This is a genomic window from Aequorivita xiaoshiensis, from assembly GCF_022008395.1.
GTDB classification, from domain to species: Bacteria; Bacteroidota; Bacteroidia; order Flavobacteriales; family Flavobacteriaceae; genus Aequorivita; species Aequorivita xiaoshiensis.
In genome coordinates this window covers 304,608-321,946 of the sequence record NZ_JAIRBB010000001.1, presented here as the reverse complement: position 1 = coordinate 321,946, position 17,339 = coordinate 304,608, and the positions used below count along the sequence as shown (strand labels likewise).

Below are 17,339 nucleotides of genomic sequence, written 5' to 3'. Positions count from 1 at the left end.
TAAAAAACTAATTCTTCAATAATCTAAATACGCTGTTTGAAATTTTTAGGAAATAGACACCGCTCTGTGCAGAAGAAAGATCAAGCTGTGTTTGCAGTTCATTTAACTGGCCGGTTGCAATTATTTTTCCTGTAATATCAGTGATTTGATAATTTTCTTTTTCATAAAAAACAGAAGACTCGACTGTAAAAATTCCGTTGGAAGGGTTGGGGTAAACTTTAAAGGTTTCTTTCTTAAATTTCGGCGTTTCTAATAGTGTATTATTAAATTTTTGTAAAACAATTTCTAAAGGTTGGGGATTATTATAATAATCTGTGCCCACGGTTAAAAGCTTTCCACTATTTAAAATGATAGAATAGTTACTTGAAAGTGATCCAAAATTAGTGCTAAATTGAAAAGTTTGATCTTGTAAACCATTATTAAAAAATCTTGCGTAATGAAGTAAGATACCGTAATCCCAATTTTCAGTATTTGCATTTGCAATAAAACGCTGGTCTGGTAATATATGGCTACTTTCAAACCCTTCAATTACTCCATCTATTCCAAAATCTAAATTTAAAGAAGCATCTGCGTTCAACTTCACAGTTTTTTTAATATATAACTCAGTTACAGGATCTATTTGTCTTGCTCCAATTAAAAAGCTTCCATTATTAAATAAATTAAAAGTAGTATTGAAATTACTAACACTTGGTATGGATGCTGTTCCATTTACGCCAAAATTGCTGTCTATTATTCCATTTTCTGAATATTTAATTATAGCATTCTCTAAAACGTTTTCTTCTTTATAATTAACTAATATATATATTGAATTATTTTTTACAATAACTTTATTCGCTTTTACCTCATCAAGATAATGAACTGGTAAATCAATAGTTCCCTGATTGCCAAAATTTATATCAAGTACTCCATTGCTATCAAATTTTAAAATCTCAATATCTATTGGTCCATAGCCTGAGAATCTTGCCAATAAATAAATGTTTCCAAGTTCATCTATGGTAAAAAAATTAGAATTGCGTAAGACTGCAAATGGTTGAATGCGTCCATTATCCCCAAAAGCGGTATTAATAGAGCCATTTAAATTATACTTGGTGATATTATAATAAGAATCGATAATACTACTTACTAGTAAGGTGCCATCTGGCATGTACTGTATCTTTAAAAGGTCTTCATTTTGGGAGGGAATGATAATCATCCCGTTATCAGCAAAATCTTCATCAATAGATCCATCATCATTTATTGCCATTATAAAATTATCGGAATGAGTCATAACTCTTCCTCCACCTACAAAAACACTATTATTCTTGCCTTCCGTGATTGTTTCAACATAACTGGTTCCATTGTACACAGTGTGTGTTACAATTCCATCAACTCCGTAACTTAAATCTGGACTTCCATCTTGCGCAAAACAAATCGATGAAATAAATAGTGAGGAAACAAGTAAAAGTGTTTTCATAAACATATAGTTTTAAGTTGAGGAGAAATGTTTGTCTAAGATAGTATGTTTTCATGTAATATGAATGAGTGTTGCAATTCGAAATTTCGTAAATTTACGGCATTCCCTAATATATAATAAAAACAACTAATTCAAATTCTTAAGAATTTGGAATTTTAATCATTGGAATTTCCGAAGTAAATGCGCTGGACATTAAAACCTATACCTGATTCTCAAAAAGTTAATGCACTTTCAAAAGATTTGAATGTAGATCCATTAGTTGCCTATCTTCTGGTACAACGCGGAATAGAAACCTTTGAAGAGGCCAAAAGTTTTTTCCGTCCAAGTCTAGAGGAACTTCACGATCCGTTTTTAATGAAAGATATGGACAAAGCTGTCCAACGAGTTCAAAAAGCTATTGAAAATGGAGAAAATATTCTGGTTTATGGCGATTATGATGTTGATGGTACTACTAGTGTTGCTTTAATGTCTTCCTATTTAAAAACATATTACCCAAATGTTTCCACTTATATTCCCGATAGATATGATGAAGGTTATGGCGTGTCTTATAAAGGGATAGATTTTGCATTCGACAACGATTTCACTTTAATAATTGCGTTAGATTGCGGCATTAAGGCAATCGATAAGGTGGCATATGCTGCTGAGAAAGGTGTAGATTTTATTATTTGTGACCATCATCGGCCAGGCGATGAAATTCCAAAGGCCGTTGCTGTTCTCGATCCAAAAAGAGAAGATTGTGAATACCCGTTTAAAGAACTCTGTGGTTGTGGTGTTGGGTTTAAATTAATTCAGGCACTTTCAGAAAAAAGAGGGCTAGGTCTCGATAATATTCTACTTTATTTAGATTTGGTTGCTACTGCAATTGGAGCCGATATTGTACCTGTTACTGGTGAAAACAGAATCCTAGCGTATTATGGATTAAAGGTGATAAACAGTAATCCCCGCACTGGATTTAAAGCAATTCTTAGAGAGGTGAAAAAGAAAACACTTACCATTACCGATGTAGTTTTCATAATTGCTCCACGTATCAATGCAGCAGGTAGAATGAAGCACGGTAATCACGCTGTATCCTTACTCACTGAAGAAAATCAAGAGGCTGCCGAGAAATATGCTGCAGAAATTGAAGCGTTTAATAGTGATAGGAGGGAAGCCGATAAAAAAATTACAGAAGAAGCACTCCAACAAATAATTGAAAATGATGAAGTAGATCGAAAAACAACTGTAGTTTATCACGAAAGCTGGCATAAAGGGGTTATCGGGATTGTTGCCTCTCGATTAACCGAAACATATTATCGCCCAACCCTAGTGTTTACAAAAAGTGGCGAAAAGTTAGCTGCCTCAGCTCGTTCTGTAAAAGGTTTTGACGTTTACAATGCTTTGGAAAATTGTGCAGAGCATATTGAACAATTTGGAGGACATAAATACGCTGCGGGCCTTACTTTATTAGAGGAAGACTTCGAAAATTTTAAAAATGAATTTGAAAAAGTTGTTTCTGAAACCATTACACCACAGCAATTAATTCCTGAGATTAGTGTTGATGCTATGATAGACTTAAACGATATAACTCCAAAGTTTTATAGAATCTTGAAACAATTTGCTCCTTTTGGTCCGGGGAATATGACTCCAGTATTTATGACTGAAAATTTAATCGATGTAGGTGTGGGTAAATGTGTTGGTAAGGATAAATCTCACTTACGACTTGTGGTAAAACAGGAAAATTCCAATCAATTTACTGGAATAGGTTTTGGTTTGGCCGATAAGGAAGATATTGCTTGTAATGGCAAGCCTTTTAAAGCGGTGTATTGTATCGATGAAAACGAGTGGCAGGGGAATGTTAGCTTACAACTCCGTCTTAAAGATATAAGAGCATAGTATCACAGATAAAGTGCTTTATATACCGCTATGGCCTGTAGCAGGATTTATTTTTTGGAAGTATTAAAATTGTGCAACTCGAACTTTTCTCCGTCAAAAACACCATAAGAGTAATAATTTATCCAATCGCCTAGGTTAAAGTAAGTTGAGTTTTCTCCAACATTAATTTCCATAGGCAAATGACGGTGCCCGAAAATGAAGTAGTCGTAATGTTTACTTTCTAGTTTTCGCTTAGAATATTGGGCTAGCCATTCCTTATCTTCTCCAAGAAATTCTTTATCCTCATCCCCAGATATCAATTTATTTTTAACAGAAAGATGTTGTGCTAAGCGTACTCCTAGATCGGGGTGTAACCATCGGAAAAGCCATTTAGAGAACGGATTTGTAAACACTTTTTTCATGCGTTTATACCCCTTATCTCCTGGGCCTAGTCCATCACCGTGCCCTATTAAAAAATGTTTGTTGTTAAATACAAACTCCTTAGGTTTATGGTAAACAGGAATGTTTAATTCCTTTTCAAAATAATCGTGCATCCACAAATCGTGATTCCCCACAAAAAAGTGAATTTGAATACCGCTATCGCGAAGTTCGGCCAATTTTCCTAGAGTTCGTACAAACCCTTTAGGTACTACAGTTTTATATTCAAACCAAAAATCGAATAGGTCACCTAGTAAAAAAATTACTTCAGCATCGTGCTTAATACTGTCTAGCCATTTCACAAAAATCTTTTCACGTGGCAAGCTTTCTGCATGAGTGGGCGCGCCAAGGTGATTGTCGCTAGAAAAGTATATTTTTTTGCCTTGTGGAATTTGCATATTCAAAGATATAGAAAAGACATTTTGACTAAACTCGGGTTACATTCAAAATTCAATTATCTGCTGCAAACCATTCAGCATAGCTGCTATCAGTTTCTTGAAGCCTTAAGGAATGAAGCTTAATGTTCTCAGGCAGACGATTCTTAATCTTGTTTGAAAAGTCGATTACCATCATTTCACTTGTAGGCTGATAATTCACTAAAAGTACACTATGCCCACGATCGCTTAGTTCTTTCGCTAATTCGACGTGAGGTGTGTTCTTATTGAAAACCGTAGCGTGATCAAAAACATCGACAATTTCTTCTTTTACAATTTTCTTGAGATCGCTAAAATCTATTACCATTCCGAATTTCACGTTATCATTATCCTGGATTGGACTGCCAATAACTGTAACTGAAAGTTTGTAGCTATGCCCATGAACATTACGGCATTTGCCATCGTAGCCGTATAAAGCATGGCCAGTTTCAAAGGAAAATATCTTAGTGATTCTAATTGTCTGCATTGTCTTAATTTAAGAAATCAAAGATACAGTTTTTGAAAGGAAAAATATTTTTGAAAATCAGAATCATTTGTAACCTATATTTGCCAACTTTTTTAAAATTACATAACTGACCGAAGAAACAAATGAACAACTGGAATTCATTAAAAACCCATTGTTTGAAACCAGTATTTCTGACTTAATAAATCAGAAATACAGTGTTGTAAATGACTTTTTTTCTTCAGAAGAAGTTGTGTTACTCCGAGAATCATTACTTGCCAAATATGAAGCAGGCAAGTTTAAAAATTCTGTCTTAAGAAACCGTGTTAATGATGAAATTGATAAAACAATTCGCGGTAATTTTATTCTTGGGATGGATGAAAAAACACCAATGGAACAGAAAACATATTTTTAAAAAGATAACCGAATTTGTAGGCTACTTAAACTAAACGTGTTTTTTAGAAATTTTATATAAAGAATTTAATTACGCTGTGTATCTATCCTAAAGAGACATTTTACAAGAGACGTTTAGACACCCTTCGATACGATGACCGTCGGAAACTTTCGATTGCTTGGTACCTGAATGAAGATATTTGGTTAGTGAAAAATGGAGGTGAACTTACAATTTACACCGAAAACAACGAACTAGATATTTTACCACTTTCATGTAGCGTAGTGATTTTTGAAAGTCAGATTCTAGAGCACGAGGTAAAGGTGTTAAAAGAATCAGAGCGCTTGAGTATTACGGGTTGGCTTAAAACTCGTTAATTACTTATTTTTTATTTTGTTATAGATAACAACAGCAACCACCAAGAGTGCTAAAATTAAAAATAGGCCTGGACCACCTAAAAATTTTAAAATATCCATAGTTTAGAATTTTGTTGGTCGTAAATGTATTAACTTCCTATCAATGGAATGTATTTTCTTCGGAATTTGACAAGTAAAGCCACTCCTCTATATGCTACCCATACATTCATTGCAATCCAGATACCCAATAACCCCCATCCCATATATTTCGAAAAATATAAGACGGGTATAAATCCTAAAAATGTGGCACCTAACAGTACATTTCGCAGGTATTTCATTTCTCCTAATCCTTTGAAGATAGAATCCAAGGTAAACGCTAGCGCATTCAAAGGAAGGCTTATTAAGACCATAAAGAACATCCCGTATAATATCGTCAACACCGTTTCATCTTTATTAAAAATAAGTCCTAGAGGTTCATAAAGTAATATTCCGATAACCACTAAAGCCGTTGAGACTAATAAATTGTAGAAACTCACTTTTTTAGTTAATTTCCACAGAGATTTATAGTTGCGTTCTCCCAAAAGTTTTCCAGATAAAATATTGCCTGCCGCGCCATAACCATCCAAGAAGAATGCAGTAAATATCCATATATTAAATGCAATAGTATGTGCTGCAACATATTCTTTTCCTAAATCGGCAGCTTCACGAGTTGCTAGAATTAGCGCTACATTTAAAGAAACAGAGCGCAAGAATAAATTCAGGCTCATCGATATTAATCGGTTAATTTCGTGGTGAAGAGGCATTTTTAGCTTAAGAGAAACATTGGTTTTTTTCATCAAAAATCCAAAAGCTAAGATTGCCATCATTATTTGTGAGATTAAACTAGCCCAGGCTGCTCCTTTCACTCCCATCGGCTGTATTAGCCCTTCAATTCCGTAAACTAGAGTAAAGTCTAATCCTATGTTTAATCCAGCTCCAAGTGAAGCAATTATCATTGGCCAAAAAGTGTTTTGTAAGCCACGAAAGATTCCAAAAACTGCAAATGTGAATAGCGTCAGTGGAAATCCCCAAACCCGGATATTGTAGTAGTCAATACTGAAATCGAGAACAATGCCTTCTGCATTCATCATCGAGAATATTTCCTCAACGAAGAAATAAGTAGAAAAAAGTACAATTATACTTAACCCAATATTAAAATATATGGCTTGTGCTGGAAAATTTTCTAGTTCGCTTATTTTTCCTGCTCCTAGGTTTTGTGCTACTATAGTTGAAATTGCACTTCGTGTTTGTCCTAAAATCCAAATAAGGGCCGATAGGAAAGAACCTACAATTCCGACAGCTGCGAGAGATTCTATACCAAACTCTTTAATATTTCCAACCACAGCTGCATCTGTAGCAGAAAGTACAGGTTCGGCAATTCCAGAAATTATAGCTGGAATGGCTAGTTGTTGAATACGTTTAAAAGAAATATCTGTTGTACGCATATAACCTGCAAAGCTACAAAATAGGATTTGTTAAGCTTTGTTATTTCTTCAAAGGAAGTTCATAACAGTAAAAAGGAAACTCACTTTGGTTTGGAAAATAAATGTTTTCTAACTGCTTATATCCACGCGCCTTATAGAATTTTTGATTTCGAATGTTTTTGCTGAAAGTGTCAAGTCTTACTGAAACGAAGTTTTTTTGAACGGCTAATTCTTCAGCAAAATCCATCATTTTTCTTGCAATTCCCTTTCCTTGATGCTTCGGATGAACTGCTAGCCGATGTATGTAGTAATTATTTGAATTCGGTGTAAGCCATTTCACACTTTTATACTCTTCATCCATTATTGTTGAAATAACGATACATCCTAAAACAATATCTTCAGATATATAAACATACAATTCACCTCTTTCAATATCTTTTTGAAAAGCTTCAGCATTCGGATAGGTTTCATTCCATTGAAATATACCATCTTCTTTCATTCTTTCTCCACAAGCTTTTGTAATAGCAAGAATTTGGTCTATTTCAGAAATATTTGCTTTTCGAATCATGGAGTTTTTGAGTTTAAGCACAGCTTTAGAAAACGCGATTAGAATATAAAATTATTGAAAGTTTTTAGTGTTGAGCACACAGTCTTTATAAAAAAATAGATGTATATTAAAAAAAGTAGTACTTTCGCAATCTATATACTCCTATGGGGGATTAGCTCAGCTGGCTAGAGCGCTTGCCTGGCAGGCAAGAGGTCACCGGTTCGACTCCGGTATTCTCCACAAAAAACCACTGCTTTTCAGTGGTTTTTTTATTTCAGAAAATCGATAGTAAGTGTTACTGTTTGTGATAAAACTTCAGGCAAGCTATTTTCATTCCAAGGATGTTTTGCATTAAAAACGTGATCAGCTCCTTCTATGATAGACAATTTGCTGTTTTGATTCCAAGAATGAATTGCTTTACCCTCTTTTAATGAAACTGTAGGGTCTTCACTTCCATGTATTATGAGAAGGGGTTTTTTCAAATTTCTTACTGCACGATTAATTGTAAACCTTTCTTCATTTTCTTTAAAATTCTTGTAAAATTGAAAATTATGAGGTAGCTGTTGTTTAGTACGGCTATTTTCGACGTGTATAACACCTGTTTCTTGCCATTTGTAGAACTCTGGGCTTCCTTCTTGAAATCTCGCTTTAAAATCGCTAACACTAGCCCAAGTAACAACCTTATCAATTCTCGAATCTTCCTCAGCTTTTATTAAAACAATGCCACCACCACGACTGTGTCCGATTAAGAAAATCTTAGAAATATGTTCTGGAAGATTTTCGTTTCCATTTTCAATCTCATCTAATACTCTATTTAAGTCATCCATTTCTTTACTGAAGTTGTTTTCAGCGAAAGCATCTAAGTCTGGAAAATCGATAGGTTGTTTTACTGTTCCACCATTGTGCGAAAAATTGAATTTTAAGAAACAAAATCCTGCATCAGCAAATTTTTCAGCTACTAAATGCCAAGCTCCCCAATCTTTAAAACCTTTATACCCATGGCAGAATATCACGATAGGTTGAGGTTTTCCCGTTTGCTTATAATAAACGTCGTAAAGGATTGGTTTTTTGCCTTCTGAAGTAAGTATTTGGTTTTTTCTAACTATCATTATTTTATCTCTTTTTCTGTAAATGGAATATTTGGATCGCAAATTTCTAAAATTAGCTTCTTTAATTCAATTGTAAAATTTTCTAAGGTATCTTCGGTGATTAGTTGTGTTTTATTTTTGCTTCTAGGTTTATCTTTTTTCCCAAACTTAAGAAATCCACTACCTAGATTTTTAAAAGAAATTATCCCAGCCTCTGCATTATTCACAGGTATTTCTTTATTCATCATTAGAGCATAAGTAAGTACTTGGAATGCCTTGCTGTATTTGTAGTCTTCATTAATTTCTTCCCATTCGGTAATCTCAACATCGCCTTGACTTACTTGTCCTGATTTATAGTCTATGATTCTTAAATGTCCGTTATACTCGTCAACACGATCAACTTTTCCGTGAATATTTATCGGAAACTCAAGTTCAGGTATTGGCACTTCTAATGTTAAATCTGTTTCAATCTTTAAAATTTTTATAGTGTTTCCAGCTTCAACATCGGCTATTTCTTTATCTAAGAAGTTTGATATATATCTTTTAGCCACTTCAAAAATAATGAGGTTTTTTCCTTTTGAGAATGTACCCCCTTTAAAGGTCCTTTTGAATTGAGAAGTAACTTCTTTATCAATTTTCGACTTCATGTCAATAATATGTTGGGATGTAAGAACTCCTCCTTCTAGAGGTTTATAGAATTTTTCTAAGGTGTCGTGTACAATAGTTCCTAAGGTATTAGCAGCAACGGTTTCTTCAACTTCTTCAAACTCGTTTAACCTTAAAATTCTCTGAAAATAAAAGTCTAACGGATTTCTAATATACCCTGTTAAAGCCGAGGGAGAGAAGCCTTTTAAAGCAATTTCTTTAAGTCGCGTCATTACTGCTGCGGTCTTTGCAATTTCTTTCAGGGAATGTGGCTTAACCTGTATTTTTGGAGACAGTATTCTTCTTTCAATACTGTGGTTTTCACATTTATCAATTGTTAATTGTCGTATAAAACGACTTTTCTCACCTGTATTAAGCCCTTCTGAATTATTGTTATAAAGTAACGCTACATTGTTTGCGCGTTGTAATAACCTATAAAAGTGATAGGTGTATATCGCATCCTTTTCGGAAAAGCGAGGAAGATTAAATTGCTCTTTTAGATCGTACGTAATAAAAGAGGCATTTGACTTTCCGGAAGGAAAAACGCCTTCATTCACTGATGTGATTATTACATTTTCAAAATCCAAAACACGGGTTTCTAATACTCCCATTAGTTGAAGTCCGTCATATGCATCCCCTTTAAAATCTAATGAAGCCGTGCTTGTTAATTCGGCAAAGAGGGTTTGAACGCTTTTAATAGTGTTTAAATAGGGATATTTTTCGTTTAAAGTTTCAATTTTATTAAATACCAATTTTAACTCTTGAAGAACAAGGTGTTCAACACTATTAACTTTGTTTTTGTCCTGAATTTTTTTAATAATTATTAAAGCTGAATTAACAGCTTTTGAAACATCATCACTCCAATTTTCAAATAGAACTTTTAATAGGTCTTTGCCTTTATCTTCTGATAAACTTAATATTGTTTCACTTGAAAGATGTGTAATATTTTCTTTTACTAGTTTTTCAGAAATACGTTGTGCATTCGGTAAAAACTTAGATGCTAATGGATGATTTAATATGGAAAGAATGTCTTTGTAATACAGATTATCTGTATCTCGAAGATGAATAGAAAATAGCAATTCAAAAAATACTACTGCGGGAAAATTTTTCAATGCAACCCCCATCGTTACATTAATGTTTTTTACATTTTCCGGTAGGGAGTATAGAAGGGGGACGAGTAAGTTTTCATCGCCTAAAACTATCGCAGTTTTATTAATCTCTTCATCTGAAAGTTTCGAAAGTAATTCTCCTACATATTTAGCTTGCCCAATATTTTTTTGTACTTCTACTAATTGAATGTGTTTATGTTGTTTAAAATTATCAGAATGTATACTTGGTGGATTGTCCTGAAAATACTTCCATTCCTTGATGTACTTTCTGATAAAATATGAAGCGCTGTGTTTTGGATCTTCATAAAATGATAGATCTGTATCCCAATAAATTTTACTGTTACCAGTTTCTAGTAGTTCTTGAAAGATGTATTGTTCAGCAGTATTTAACGCGTTAAACCCTACAAATAGATGTGTTTTATTTCCATTACTGTTTATATAGTGCTCAATATTTGCAGCGGCTTCCCTATATACCATTCCTTGGTAGCCGATATTTTCTTTTAGTAGTGATTCTTGGATATTATTATACAACAAGGGTAGGCTTTCCCAGAACTTTATATAGTTTTCAATTAATTCAGTTTTTTCATCTGAAACTCCCCATCGTTCTAAGGTTTTAATACTTGCCAAATACCCGAAAAAAGGAATTGTTTCAACTAAATAACGGTCAATCTCATTGAAGTCGTTTAACAGTGTAGTCGCCCAGGTAGCGTAGGTTTCAAAATCATCTTTTTGTTTTATCTCAGCTGTATTTTGGTATGCCTGATAACTTTTAAAAAGTAATTCTGTATTATCTATTATAGAAAGGTTGGATAATTGTTCTATAAACTCTTCTATACTTAATATTTTAGGAGCAAATTGTGTGTGTGAAGCTTGTTTCTTCAATTCGTTCAAAAGAAAGCCACCAGCTCTCTTACTTGGTAGAATAATGGTTACTTCGGAAATATCCGAGTAAGTATTTTTTATTTCTGTTAGGGTTTCTTGAATGAATGTTACCATAGCCTAAAAATAAGAAACGCCCCCGAGATTCGGAGGCGTTTCAAAAATATTTATTTAAAACTTATCGGCTGATAATTATTTCTTTAAAGAAATTTCAACACGACGGTTTTGCTGTCTTCCAGCTTTAGTTTTATTAGTAGCGATTGGTCTAGATGGACCGTATCCTTCAGAAGTTAATCTGCTAGCGTCCATACCAATTGTAGTTAAGTAATCTTTAACTGAAGCAGCTCTTTCTTTAGAAAGTCTTTCGTTCAATTTTAAACTACCAGTACTATCAGTGTGACCTTCAATCTCGAACTTCGCGTTTGGATATTCTTTCATGATATCAGCGATGTTCTGAAGAACAGCATAAGATTCTTTACGGATAGATGCTTTTCCAAGATCGAATAAGATAGTTTTAGAGTAATCGTTCAATTGCTTGATGATTTCTACAGAAACTTCTGGACAACCTTTGTTAGCTACAGTACCAGCAACATCTGGGCACTGATCGTCTTTGTCAAGAACACCGTCACCATCTCTATCTGGCCAAGGGCATCCGTTGTTTTCTTTAGGACCAGCTTCGTTTGGACAAGCGTCGTCTTTATCAGCGATACCGTCACCGTCAGCGTCTGGACAACCGTTAAGTTCCTTAAGACCAGCTACAGTTGGGCACTCATCTTTATGATCTGGCACACCGTCACCGTCAGTATCAGGACAACCGTTGAATTCAGGTAAACCTGGAGTTTCTGGGCACTCATCAAGTCTATCTTCAATACCGTCACCGTCAGTATCAGGACATCCGTTAAACTCAGGTAAACCTGGAGTTTCTGGACACTCATCATCTTTATCGTAGATTCCGTCACCGTCTGTATCTTTTCCACCAAATTGGAAAACAACACCAGCAGAGTGCTGGAAGTGAGAGATACCGTAAGCTTCTTCGAAAGCATGCTTATAAGTAGACTGTAGGTTAAGACCTAAGTTTTCAGTAAACCATACTTTAATACCAGCTGTTGCGTTAGCAGTTCCAAAACCGATGTCGTCAACCCAAGTATAACCACCACCAATACCAAGAGATGGGTCAAACCAACCACCTGGAGCGATAGCATTTCTGAAGCTGTACTTAATAGCACCATCAGCACCGTAGTAGCTAAGGTCATTTGCAGCTACGTCACCTAGTCTGTCAATTCTGTTAATAGAACCAGCAGCAGTAAATACAAAACCACTACCTACATATCTACTGATAGCAAGTCTAGAAACAGATGGTAAAATGTTCCAGTGGTCGTTTGCATTAAAATACTCGTCAAAGATCTCCCCTCTCATTCCAGGAGCTTGTAAACGTAATTGATCCTCATTTTGACCAGCAGGGTAAACGTCAACAGCGTTTACACCAACTTCAACAGCCCAAGGATTGTTCTCGTCTTGTGCATTTGCTACTCCAATTCCTAAGAAAAGAATAGCAGCAACTAAAAATCTGTTAAGATGTTTCATATTCGATTGTTTAATTTTTAAGTGTTAATTAAGAGCAAAAGTAAGTTGTTAAATATTATAAACAAAAGCAAATCTAATAAAATTTTCCTAAAATGCTTGCTATTAAAGAAGAAAGCGGGCTTTTAAGATGGGATCACCTCTAATTCTTTTCCAATCTTAATAAAGGCATTTATAGCTTTATCTAAGTGCTCCTTTGTGTGTGCTGCTGATAGCTGAACGCGTATACGAGCCTTGCCTTTAGGTACAACAGGGAAAAAGAATCCAATTACATAAATACCCTCTTCTAAGAGTCTGTCTGCCATTTTTTGCGATAATTTCGCGTCGTACAACATTACTGGTACAATTGCAGAGTCTCCATCGATAATATCAAAACCTGCTTCTTTCATTCCATTTTTGAAATACAAAGTATTTTCAGCAAGCTTATCACGTAAAGATGTATCTCTGGAAAGCATTTCAAATACTTTAAGCGATGCACCTACAATAGCAGGAGCCAAAGAATTGGAGAATAAATATGGACGAGAACGTTGTCTCAACATATCTATAATTTCTTTTTTACCAGTAGTGTAACCACCCATAGCACCACCTAAAGCTTTCCCTAATGTTCCTGTAATAATATCTATACGGCCCATTACTCCTTTCTCTTCTAAAGTACCTATTCCTTGTTCTCCAATGAAACCTGTTGCGTGGCACTCATCGATCATAACCAAAGCATCGTACTTATCGGCTAAATCACAAATTTTATCAAGTGGCGCTAATAAACCATCCATTGAAAATACTCCATCGGTAACAATTAATTTAAACCTTGCTCCATTTTCATTTGCGGCAATCAATTGCTTTTCAAGATCCTCCATATCATTGTTTTGATATCTGTATCGAGCAGCCTTACAAAGTCGAACACCATCTATAATAGAAGCGTGGTTTAATGAGTCTGAAATAATAGCATCCTCTTTACCTAATAAAGGTTCAAAAACTCCTCCATTTGCATCGAAACATGCAGCGTATAGAATAGTGTCTTCAGTTCCGTAGAAATCGGCAATTGTTTGCTCTAGTTGTTTATGTATATCTTGAGTACCACATATAAAACGAACTGATGACATTCCAAAGCCGTGTGTATCCATTGTGTCTTTAGCAGCTTGGATTACCTCTTTATTAGCAGAAAGACCTAAATAGTTGTTTGCACAAAAATTTAAAACTGTTTCTCCAGTAGAAACTGTGATTTCGGCATCTTGAGGAGAAGTGATAATTCTCTCCCTTTTATATAAACCGTTTTCTTTGATTTCTTCTAATTCTTTCTGTAAGTGTTCTTTTATTTTTCCGTACATATTATTTATAGTTTTTAAGACGTTTGTGCATTCTGAAATTTAACCCTAAAAAGTTTAAAGGGTTTATTAAAGCAAGGTCAAAATGCTTAACCAGCTTTTAGAACTTTCAAAATTAAACTTTATTTATTACTATTTCACCTTCGTTGCTATAGATAAGTATTTTTTGTAAAACCTCAATATCCATTTGCTGTAACGCATTAGCATATTCTGTTAACTGATCGGCATGCCAAATATTTTGAGAACCTGTTTTGTAATCTATTATTACAGCAGTGTTGTCTGAGCTGATATTGATTCTATCCGGACGAAATACTAATCCCGTTTTTGTAATTACACTGCGCTCATTGTAAACTTTGTCATTACCTTCGAATAAATTTTTTAAGGCCGCATGATTTATAATTTGATTTACAATATTACTCAATACTGCAAATTCTTCTTTAGGGATAATTGCACGTTCTTTTAAATTGGTTAGTACTACTTCGGCATCTTGTTTCGTATAAATCTTTGCCATTGTTTCGTGTAAAAGATTCCCGGCAGTAATTGCAGCTTGTATTTCTTCATCCTGAATTAAATTTTCTGATGAAACTATATTTAATCCGTGTTTTTTAGGACTACTAGATAGATATATAGGTAACTGCTGCGAAACTATTTCTTTATCTTTTGAAAGCTTAGGTAAGTTTTTTCCAAATTCATAAATCATTTGATCGGAATTCCACATTCCTTTATTTTTTAGGAACTCCATAAAAAGTTGGTTGTAACTATTTGGTGTTCCATCTTTAGTCTCGGTTGGCGTTTCAGCATAAACATAAAGTTTTTCAACTGCACGGGTTAAAGTAACATAAAGCAGGTTTAGGTTGTCTAATTCTAATTGACTTCTATGTTCATTGTACATTTCTTTCCCGATTTCTCCATAATTTTCAATTTCCGACTTAAAATTAATTTGTGCTTGATTAAAACTGAATTCATCATTTAAGGGGTACCAAAGTTTATCGTATTTGGCATCGTAAAGTTGAATGTCTGCAAACGGAAAAATTACCACTGGAAACTCTAAACCTTTAGATTTATGAATGGTCATTAATTGTACTGCATTTGCTCCTTCGCTAGAAGGGATTGAAGCATTGTCTTTCTTGGTTTCCCAATAGTCTAAAAATGAAATTTTATCGGCTTGAGGTTGTTGTTCAAACTCATAAACTAAATCCATAAACCCGAATAAATACGCATCGGCAACTTGTTGCATTTTGAATTTATCGATACAGTACTCGAATGCCTCGTATAAAGAAACAGATCGCATTTCTTTAAATTTAAATTCTATGCCGTATTCCGATAGGTTTTCCGAGAATTTTGCTTCTGAAATATTTAGGAATTTCGTAAAAAAACTGTGCTTCTCCTCTTTAAGGTTTAAATGGTCTTGTAACAAGTCTAACAGATTAACTTTTGCTTCGTCATTCTTAGGATACAAACAAAGTTGCAATGTGAAAACTAAAGTTTGCACTAATGAAGAAGACTGAAGTAAAAGTGTTTCAGATGATATAACAGATACTTCTTTTTCCATTAAAAAAGTACTTAAAGCAATTCCATCTGCTTTTCTGCGAGTTAGTATGCATATGTCACTTTCTGAAAAGCCCTTTTCTTTTAAATCAAGTATAGTATTATATACAAGCTCACCGTAATCTTTTTGTTTCTCTTCCTTTTTCTGTTTCTCAATAAATTCAAATTTTATATAACCTTCTTTCTTGTTGTTTAACTTTTGCTTGTTGCCTAATTCATAAAGTTTTGCGTGGGTTTCGTTAGAAAAATATGAAGCGGCAAAAGTAAAAAACTGATTGTTGAAGTCTATAATTTCGGCACTACTTCTATAATTTGTGTCGAGTGAAAGCACTTCTTTTTCACGTTGAAAAGGATTGTTGTTGCCATACAGACCCATAAATTGCTCGGGAAGTCCACCACGCCAGCGATAGATAGATTGTTTAGCATCACCTACCAATAAAAGGCTTCCCGAATTCGGGTCTATCTCTTGCGAAAGCGCATTATCTATTAAAGGAATTAAATTGTCCCACTGCAATTTTGAGGTGTCCTGAAACTCATCAATAAAAAAGTGTCGATACTTTTCGCCCATACGTTCATATATGAAAGGGGCGGGTTGATTTTTAATTTCTTTATTTATAATCGAGTTAAATTCTGAAATAGGAAGTATAGTTTTTTCTTCCTTAATCTTTTCAATTTCTTGGTTGACAAGATTTATCACAGAAAGAGGAGTGATATTTTTTAAAATTGAATCGTATAAATTAAACTTATTTACCATTTCCTTTATTTTCAAGTAATTTGAAAGAAAGGTTGGAGTTAAACTATCGATAATAGAGGTTATCGAAGGATCTTCTGTAACTTTATAAAGACTTTTTCCTGTTTCTAAATTTTCCTGAAGTTTGTTGGCGTACACATTATATTCTCCAGATTTCAGTTTTAAAAAATGATTTGGTAATGTAGCTCTGGTGAAATCGGAGTGTTCTAAACCACTTTCATCTATAAGTTGAAGCGTCTCGCTGGCAATTTTTTCAATTTCTTCGGAAAGGTGTTTTCTTTTTAGAATTAGTTGCTTCTTAAATTCAAGAAAATCTTCAAGTGATTTTTGTTTTAACACCGAAACCTGATCGGCATCATTTTCATTAAAAAGTAATTTTGCAGCATTCGCTATATCACGTGATATATCCCAAGATTTATCGTCGTCGGTTTTTTCTAGTGCGAATTCGAGTAAAACTTTAGTGATTTCCTTGTTTTCTCCTGCTTTGCTTAACAACAAATCTACAGCTTCAGCTAAAAGCTCGGGAGTATCTAGAGAAACTTCAAAATTATTAGCAAGCTTTAAATCTCTTGCAAAAGTTCGAATAAGTCTGTGGTTAAAACTATCAATTGTTTCAACACTAAATGCGGCATAATTATGAAGTAAATTTTTTAGAATTCGTTTCGAGCGTTTTTGAATTTCTTCAATAGACATTCCAGTTTCCTCTGCAATAATAACTTGCATAGGTAAGGGGCTTGAAAGGCATTTTTCATCACTGAAAGCAACAAGAGTTTCTACAATGCGTTGCTTCATTTCGGCCACCGCTTTATTTGTGAAAGTTATTGCTAATAGATGTTTGAAGTAATCATCTTTTGTTGCAGAAAGAATTTGCTTTAAGTACTCTTTTACAAGCGTAAAAGTTTTTCCGCTTCCTGCAGCGGCGTCATATATAGAAAAGGAGGTTTGTTTTGTCAAGATTTTCACATTTTGCACTAAATTACTGTTTTTATCTCTTCTGAATCAAATTAATCTATGGCAGTATAGAAATCTTATAAAACCTAT

The 17,339-nt window shown here is 34.2% G+C and carries 13 protein-coding genes and 1 tRNA gene; 4 read left to right on the top strand and 10 right to left on the bottom strand.

Going from position 1 to position 17,339, the window contains the following annotated elements:
• Positions 1-7 precede the first annotated feature (7 nt).
• On the bottom strand, positions 8-1,453 hold the full coding sequence (locus K8344_RS01475; protein ID WP_237606504.1) for a T9SS type A sorting domain-containing protein: 1,446 nt from the start codon (positions 1,451-1,453) through the stop codon (positions 8-10).
• Positions 1,454-1,633: 180 nt separating this feature from the next.
• Here K8344_RS01475 and recJ point away from each other — a divergent pair, with 180 nt between their 5' ends.
• On the top strand, positions 1,634-3,325 hold the full coding sequence (gene recJ, locus K8344_RS01470) for a single-stranded-DNA-specific exonuclease RecJ (protein ID WP_237606503.1): 1,692 nt from the start codon (positions 1,634-1,636) through the stop codon (positions 3,323-3,325).
• A 47-nt stretch (positions 3,326-3,372) separates the two neighbouring features.
• Here recJ and K8344_RS01465 read toward each other — a convergent pair whose 3' ends face one another.
• A complete protein-coding gene (locus tag K8344_RS01465; RefSeq protein WP_237606502.1) occupies positions 3,373-4,140 on the bottom strand; it encodes a UDP-2,3-diacylglucosamine diphosphatase in 768 nt (255 codons plus the stop codon).
• Between the two features lie 52 nt (positions 4,141-4,192).
• Positions 4,193-4,642 (bottom strand): 6-pyruvoyl trahydropterin synthase family protein, encoded by a 450-nt coding sequence (locus K8344_RS01460; RefSeq protein ID WP_237606501.1) that lies wholly within the window; start codon positions 4,640-4,642, stop codon positions 4,193-4,195.
• Between the two features lie 151 nt (positions 4,643-4,793).
• Here K8344_RS01460 and K8344_RS14215 point away from each other — a divergent pair, with 151 nt between their 5' ends.
• Together K8344_RS14215 and K8344_RS14190 are read left to right on the top strand one after the other, a co-directional pair.
• Complete coding sequence (locus K8344_RS14215) at positions 4,794-5,033, top strand: hypothetical protein (protein ID WP_338144577.1); 240 nt, start codon at positions 4,794-4,796, stop codon at positions 5,031-5,033.
• A gap of 56 nt (positions 5,034-5,089) precedes the next feature.
• On the top strand, positions 5,090-5,386 hold the full coding sequence (locus K8344_RS14190; RefSeq protein ID WP_338144583.1) for a 2OG-Fe(II) oxygenase: 297 nt from the start codon (positions 5,090-5,092) through the stop codon (positions 5,384-5,386).
• A gap of 128 nt (positions 5,387-5,514) precedes the next feature.
• On the opposite strand, the gene K8344_RS01450 is transcribed toward K8344_RS14190, so the two are convergent.
• Together K8344_RS01450 and K8344_RS01445 are read right to left on the bottom strand one after the other, a co-directional pair.
• Positions 5,515-6,849, bottom strand: coding sequence for an MATE family efflux transporter (locus K8344_RS01450; protein WP_237606499.1), 1,335 nt, complete (start codon positions 6,847-6,849; stop codon positions 5,515-5,517).
• Positions 6,850-6,889: 40 nt separating this feature from the next.
• The gene (locus tag K8344_RS01445) at positions 6,890-7,396 is read right to left on the bottom strand and encodes a GNAT family N-acetyltransferase (RefSeq protein ID WP_237606497.1); all 507 of its coding nucleotides are present in this window, start codon (positions 7,394-7,396) and stop codon (positions 6,890-6,892) included.
• A gap of 145 nt (positions 7,397-7,541) precedes the next feature.
• Between K8344_RS01445 and K8344_RS01440 the strand changes: the two genes are divergently transcribed.
• Positions 7,542-7,615 (top strand) — tRNA-Ala (locus tag K8344_RS01440).
• Positions 7,616-7,644: 29 nt separating this feature from the next.
• Here K8344_RS01440 and K8344_RS01435 read toward each other — a convergent pair.
• From K8344_RS01435 to K8344_RS01415, 5 genes are all read right to left on the bottom strand, one after another.
• A complete protein-coding gene (locus K8344_RS01435; protein ID WP_237606495.1) occupies positions 7,645-8,484 on the bottom strand; it encodes an alpha/beta hydrolase family protein in 840 nt (279 codons plus the stop codon).
• On the bottom strand, positions 8,484-11,213 hold the full coding sequence (locus K8344_RS01430) for a PD-(D/E)XK nuclease family protein (protein ID WP_237606493.1): 2,730 nt from the start codon (positions 11,211-11,213) through the stop codon (positions 8,484-8,486). Before K8344_RS01430 ends, K8344_RS01435 begins: the two co-directional genes overlap by 1 nt.
• Positions 11,214-11,288: 75 nt before the next feature.
• Positions 11,289-12,680 carry an OmpA family protein gene (locus tag K8344_RS01425; RefSeq protein ID WP_185099170.1) on the bottom strand — a complete coding sequence of 464 codons (1,392 nt, stop codon included), beginning with the start codon at positions 12,678-12,680 and terminating at the stop codon, positions 11,289-11,291.
• A gap of 122 nt (positions 12,681-12,802) precedes the next feature.
• Positions 12,803-14,002, bottom strand: a complete 1,200-nt coding sequence (gene kbl, locus K8344_RS01420; RefSeq protein ID WP_237606492.1) for a glycine C-acetyltransferase — start codon at positions 14,000-14,002, stop codon at positions 12,803-12,805.
• A 112-nt stretch (positions 14,003-14,114) separates the two neighbouring features.
• Positions 14,115-17,252, bottom strand: coding sequence for a UvrD-helicase domain-containing protein (locus K8344_RS01415; protein WP_237606491.1), 3,138 nt, complete (start codon positions 17,250-17,252; stop codon positions 14,115-14,117).
• Positions 17,253-17,339: the final 87 nt, after the last annotated feature.

Excerpts from the sequence above, each read along its gene's own strand:
- K8344_RS01435 (WP_237606495.1), bottom strand. The coding sequence starts at position 8,484 with ATGATAGTTAGAAAAAACCAAATACTTACTTCAGAAGGCAAAAAACCA.
- K8344_RS01425 (WP_185099170.1), bottom strand. The coding sequence starts at position 12,680 with ATGAAACATCTTAACAGATTTTTAGTTGCTGCTATTCTTTTCTTAGGA.
- K8344_RS01475 (WP_237606504.1), bottom strand. The coding sequence starts at position 1,453 with ATGAAAACACTTTTACTTGTTTCCTCACTATTTATTTCATCGATTTGT.
- K8344_RS01465 (WP_237606502.1), bottom strand. The coding sequence starts at position 4,140 with ATGCAAATTCCACAAGGCAAAAAAATATACTTTTCTAGCGACAATCAC.
- kbl (WP_237606492.1), bottom strand. The coding sequence starts at position 14,002 with ATGTACGGAAAAATAAAAGAACACTTACAGAAAGAATTAGAAGAAATC.
- recJ (WP_237606503.1), top strand. The coding sequence starts at position 1,634 with ATGCGCTGGACATTAAAACCTATACCTGATTCTCAAAAAGTTAATGCA.
- K8344_RS01460 (WP_237606501.1), bottom strand. The coding sequence starts at position 4,642 with ATGCAGACAATTAGAATCACTAAGATATTTTCCTTTGAAACTGGCCAT.
- K8344_RS01430 (WP_237606493.1), bottom strand. The coding sequence starts at position 11,213 with ATGGTAACATTCATTCAAGAAACCCTAACAGAAATAAAAAATACTTAC.
- K8344_RS01450 (WP_237606499.1), bottom strand. The coding sequence starts at position 6,849 with ATGCGTACAACAGATATTTCTTTTAAACGTATTCAACAACTAGCCATT.
- K8344_RS01445 (WP_237606497.1), bottom strand. The coding sequence starts at position 7,396 with ATGATTCGAAAAGCAAATATTTCTGAAATAGACCAAATTCTTGCTATT.